Genomic DNA, 4,217 nt, shown 5'->3' with positions numbered 1-4,217 from the left:
TGTCCGTGCGCGAGGCCGAAAAGCTCGCCAAAGAGCTGGCCAGCGGGGGGGCGCTGCGTCGCAAGCCCAAGACGACCGAGAAAAAGACTGCCGCCGTTGATCCCGATGTCGCCGCACTCACCCGTCGCCTGGAGCGGAACCTCGGCGTGAAGATTCGTATCGCCCACAACAAAAAGGGAGCGGGCAAGCTGACCATTTCCTACGCCAGCCTGGGCGAGCTGCAACCCATCCTCGACAAACTCGAATCCTGATCCGGCATTGAGGCTTCCTTCCACGTGGTTGTCATTCTGAGGGGCGCAAAGCGGTCCGAAGAATCGCGTTCACGCCAACCCCAACCGATTCTTCGCTACGCTCAGAATGACAGGCGTTTGGGGGTGTGATTGGTCGTGGAATTTATTTGGTAGCGGGCCGGAGCTGCCGGACGCCGGCGGCGCCGACGGGTCGCGCGTTTTTCATGGCGCGTTCCAGCGACGCGCTCGCGTGCTCCAGCGCGGAAGTAAGTGATTTCCCAAGAGACAGATTCGCAGTGATTGCGCTGGCCAGGTAGCAACCCGTGCCATGGAACTCACCGCGTTTTCGCGGGTGTGTGAGCAAGCGGCGCTTGCCCGATTGCTCGGCCAGCAGGTCGGCGACTTGGGCGCCCGCGGCGTGACCGCCCTTGAGCAGGACCGCGCGCGGTCCGAGTTCGAGCAGGCGCGTGGCCAGTTCTTCGGGCGCGGCGGCGCTGTCCTCGCGAAGGCCCAGCAGCCAGCGGGCCTCGGGCAGGTTCGGCGTTAGCAGATACGTATGAGTGAGCAGGCCGCGCAGCGCCTTGCGATGGGTGCGCACGCTTCCCTCGACGAGGGAGGGCCGCCCGCGACTCGGGCGCGAGACGGGGTCGATTACCAGGCGCAGCCTGGGTCGCTTCGCTGCCCAGCCCGTGAGCGCGTGAGCGAGCGCCGGACTGCCCAGCGCGCCCAGCTTGGCGACTTCGAAGGGCCCAAGATCCGCCTCCAGCGTCGCGATCTGCTCCATGACGAGCTCGGCAGGGACCTTGCGGGTGCGAACAAGGCCCGAGGCGCTCTGCACCGTCAGCGCTGTGACGACGCCGCAGGCGTGGGCTCCCTCGGCCTCCACCACCGCGCGGTCGAGCAGCAGCCCGGCCCCGCCGGAGGGGTCGAGCGCCGAAACAATGAGCACTTGTCGGTTTCGCTTTGCCATGTCGCGCCCATGCTAGCACAGCGGCAAAGGGACAAGCGGCTTGATCGCCCGGGGTGAGGGCGCGCTAGAGTGAGGCCATGGCAGCCAGCGACAACCCGGGGCTTCGGCGCAGGCCGCGCGAGCAGGCGCTCGCGCAGGTGACCCGCATGGCCGAGGCCTACGTCGCGCGCGGGCCCTACGTTTTCTATCCCGATGAGGTTCGCGTCCGAAACATCCTCAAGGGACTGGCAAAGAACAAGGAGAAACACGGCCTAGCCTACTGTCCCTGTCAGAGCGAAGAAGAAGTCCTGGCCTGCGGTCGCAGGTGGGTGTGTCCATGCACGCCCCACGGCGAAGACATCGCGCGGCAGGGCTACTGCGACTGCGCGCTCTTTGCCAGTGAAGAATTCGTTCGGGAATATCGGGAAAAGAAGCGCTAGGGCTGCGCCTTCTTCATCAGATCGTCGAGTTTCTCTTCATCGATTTCGGCGCGTTTGTTGTCGGAATCGAATTCCAGCGCCCAGTCGATGCGGATTTTGGCCTCCGCGAAATAGCCCTGCGTCATTGCGATCTCTGCCAGCACGGTGTGCGCCTCGGAGATCCGTGTTTTCTGGTTGAGACCTTCCTTGAGGGCGAGGTTCACGAATTCCTCGGCGGGAAGCGGCTGCACAAGTCCCTCCCAGTAGACGCGGCCCATCCACAGGTGATGGAGCGGGAAGTTGGGGTCGAAGCGCGCCACGTCCACAAGGACCGAGAGCGCCTTTTCCGGCTTCTGCGCGGCAAGCAGCCCTTCGGCCTGAATGAGCGCGGCGAACATGGAAGCCGGATATTTCTCCCGGAACTTGTCGCCCAGCTTGTCGAGATCGTCCCAGCGCCGTTCCCACTTTGCAACGTAGAGCAGGAACAGATGGCAAAGGGGTCCCATCGTGGGAGCTTCCTTCACGCACTTCTCGACGCCGATCCGGCCCACATTGCGGGTGTCTTTCACGAAGGGGATGTAGCGCGATCCGTAACGCCCGCGCATGTAGAGATACATCGCATAAAAACCACGCGCATCCAGCGAGGGGTCTGCGGCCTTTGCCGCGTCCTCGATCCGGTTGATGGCGCCCAGTGCCATGTTCAGGCCGCTGAGCTTCGAGCCTGTTTTCAACAACCAGGTAGCGTTGATCGCATCGGAGACGCCGGCGAGCATGCTGGCAAAAACGGGGTCGGGGGCCTTGGGAATCCAGGAATGGGCCGCAATGCGCGCGCGGGCGAAGACGGCATCCAGACGCTGGGTGCGGCGGAAGTCGCGCTGCTCGGCCATACTGAGCACTTCGAGCAATGCCTCGCCCACGGCCTCGATCGCGTCGTCCCGGTGATTGATGCCGTAGTGTTGCAGGGACTTGTAGGCGGCCTCGTACTCGCGATTGAGCATCAGGTCGCGTGCCGTCACAAAGCCGGTGATGTAGTGGGGAATCTTGTCGGCGGCCGGCTTCGTCGGAGCATCGGCGGCGCCGCCGGGTGCGGACTCCGTCGGTTCGGTTTTCGCGGGCGTGCTCTCCAGATCGGGAACCGCCGGATCGGGCTCGGCAACACCCTGCTCAGCGGGCGCTTCCCGGGCCTGGGGCTCGGACACTTCGACGACGTCGCTGGCGAGAACCCGCACGGGAGCAAACAGCTCCAGCGCGGCGCAAAGCGCGGCGACAAGGTAGAGGACTCGGCTTGATGCGGGGCAGGGGTGTTGGATCATTTCGGCCAGTCGAGATAGCGGTGCCCTGTCATCACGAACAGGTAGCCGTTCTCATCCTCCCATTGGACCAAGAGGCTCGGCGCTCCGGCGCCGATCCAGTATCGCTTGCTCCCCATTTCATTGGAGAGTTCAACGATCCGGGTCGGCAACTGCTCGCCGGCGACGTTCAGAACCTCTTCCCCAATCACCCTGAAATCACTTTTGAGAACCGTGGGCCTGGCGCTCAGCCAGACGGAACCCATTGAAACTACAGGGATTTTTGTGAGCCTCTGCATGCTCGAAAGCACCGCACGAATGAAGAATCCGGCCCCGGCCTGCACGACCGCTTCACTCGGGAAGTCGGTCTCCAATTCTTCTACACCCGAAAGGTGGGAATGGACTGTGATGTAGGCCGCATCTTTGCCGACCCGAATTTCCTTGAAAACCGCGCCGTTCCACAGGTAGGCCGACTGGGTGCCGTAGCGCAGGCGCAGCTCATCGGTGTCGAACCACCAGGAATCGAGCCGGTGGACCGGCTCTCCCATGCCGGCCGGGTTGGCGACCGACTGCATCAGGCTCACCCGGAAGACCTCCTCGCGCTTGCTGCTTTTGGCGACTTCCTTGCCGAAGCGCGAGAGATCCTCTTCGCCCTTGTAGATTCGCATCACTGCGCGGCCGATGGGGGCCTCACCCTCGCGCACCTCGTATGTGGTCTCCTCGATGCGCTGGTTCTCCCAGACCTGCAGCGTGCTCCAGCGCGATTGGGCCTCTTCCATTTCACTCTTGCACGCGCTGAGCAGCGCGATCAGGGCAAAAATGGACAGTGAGAGACGCTTCATCAGAGTTCCCGGGGTCTGGGCGCGGCTTTGGCGGCCCCAGGGGCCGCACCGCGCGCGGTGATTGATACCGGGGAAAATACTAGTCAGCCGGGCGCCCGGACGCGAGCGGCTCGCCGTAGCGCGCCAGGTCGATGGGCAGGATGCGCCCCTTGAGGGCGCGGCGGCCCTGCACGTGCCCGGCGTTCTCGGTCGCCCGAGCCTGCCAGGCAGCAAAGGCCTGCTCAGGCGGCAGGTTCATCAATGCGGCGCCGCCCTCGCCGTAGTGTTCATCCCACAGGGCGCCCTGAAAGGCGCGGATCTGATCGGGGGCGAGAATGTCGAAGGCGGCCTCTCCGTCGCGGTGGAGGCTCTGGAAGGAAATGTTGCCCGAGCCGATGCAGCAGCGCGCGCCATCGGCGATGAAGAGCTTGCTGTGGATGTAGATGGGACGGTAGTAGCGCGGGTTGAGCAGTGAGCTGTAATCGCGCGCCAGCGAAAAAAGCCCTAGC

At 64.1% G+C, this 4,217-nt stretch carries 6 protein-coding genes; 2 read left to right on the top strand and 4 right to left on the bottom strand.

Translation table 11 applies throughout. From position 1 onward, the window contains the following. The coding region (locus tag KDH09_01500; protein ID MCB0218344.1) for a chromosome partitioning protein ParB at positions 1 to 251 on the top strand (251 nt) is incomplete at its 5' end. A gap of 142 nt (positions 252 to 393) precedes the next feature. Here the strand turns inward: KDH09_01500 and KDH09_01495 are convergent. Next, positions 394 to 1,200 carry a hydroxymethylpyrimidine/phosphomethylpyrimidine kinase gene (locus KDH09_01495; protein MCB0218343.1) on the bottom strand — a complete coding sequence of 269 codons (807 nt, stop codon included), beginning with the start codon at positions 1,198 to 1,200 and terminating at the stop codon, positions 394 to 396. 77 nt (positions 1,201 to 1,277) lie between these two features. On the opposite strand from KDH09_01495, the gene KDH09_01490 reads away from it, so the two are divergent. Then, a complete protein-coding gene (locus KDH09_01490) occupies positions 1,278 to 1,619 on the top strand; it encodes a ferredoxin:thioredoxin reductase (protein ID MCB0218342.1) in 342 nt (113 codons plus the stop codon). Here KDH09_01490 and KDH09_01485 read toward each other — a convergent pair. The 3 genes from KDH09_01485 to KDH09_01475 form a co-directional block, all read right to left on the bottom strand. Continuing rightward, complete coding sequence (locus tag KDH09_01485; GenBank protein MCB0218341.1) at positions 1,616 to 2,827, bottom strand: hypothetical protein; 1,212 nt, start codon at positions 2,825 to 2,827, stop codon at positions 1,616 to 1,618. The genes KDH09_01490 and KDH09_01485 overlap by 4 nt on opposite strands. Before the next feature lie 80 nt (positions 2,828 to 2,907). After that, positions 2,908 to 3,729 carry a hypothetical protein gene (locus tag KDH09_01480; protein ID MCB0218340.1) on the bottom strand — a complete coding sequence of 274 codons (822 nt, stop codon included), beginning with the start codon at positions 3,727 to 3,729 and terminating at the stop codon, positions 2,908 to 2,910. Positions 3,730 to 3,808: 79 nt separating this feature from the next. Further along, positions 3,809 to 4,217: hypothetical protein (locus KDH09_01475; GenBank protein ID MCB0218339.1), on the bottom strand; the 409-nt coding region annotated here is incomplete at its 5' end.

Source organism: Chrysiogenia bacterium (genome assembly GCA_020434085.1).
Classification (GTDB): Bacteria; JAGRBM01; JAGRBM01; order JAGRBM01; family JAGRBM01; genus JAGRBM01.
Note: the sequence above shows the minus strand (reverse complement) of the source record. Positions and strands in the feature narration are given on the sequence as shown.

What these genes read in the sequence shown, in the direction of transcription:
- KDH09_01495 (MCB0218343.1), bottom strand. Translation starts at nt 1,200, where the DNA reads ATGGCAAAGCGAAACCGACAAGTGCTCATTGTTTCGGCGCTCGACCCC.
- KDH09_01490 (MCB0218342.1), top strand. Translation starts at nt 1,278, where the DNA reads ATGGCAGCCAGCGACAACCCGGGGCTTCGGCGCAGGCCGCGCGAGCAG.
- KDH09_01480 (MCB0218340.1), bottom strand. Translation starts at nt 3,729, where the DNA reads ATGAAGCGTCTCTCACTGTCCATTTTTGCCCTGATCGCGCTGCTCAGC.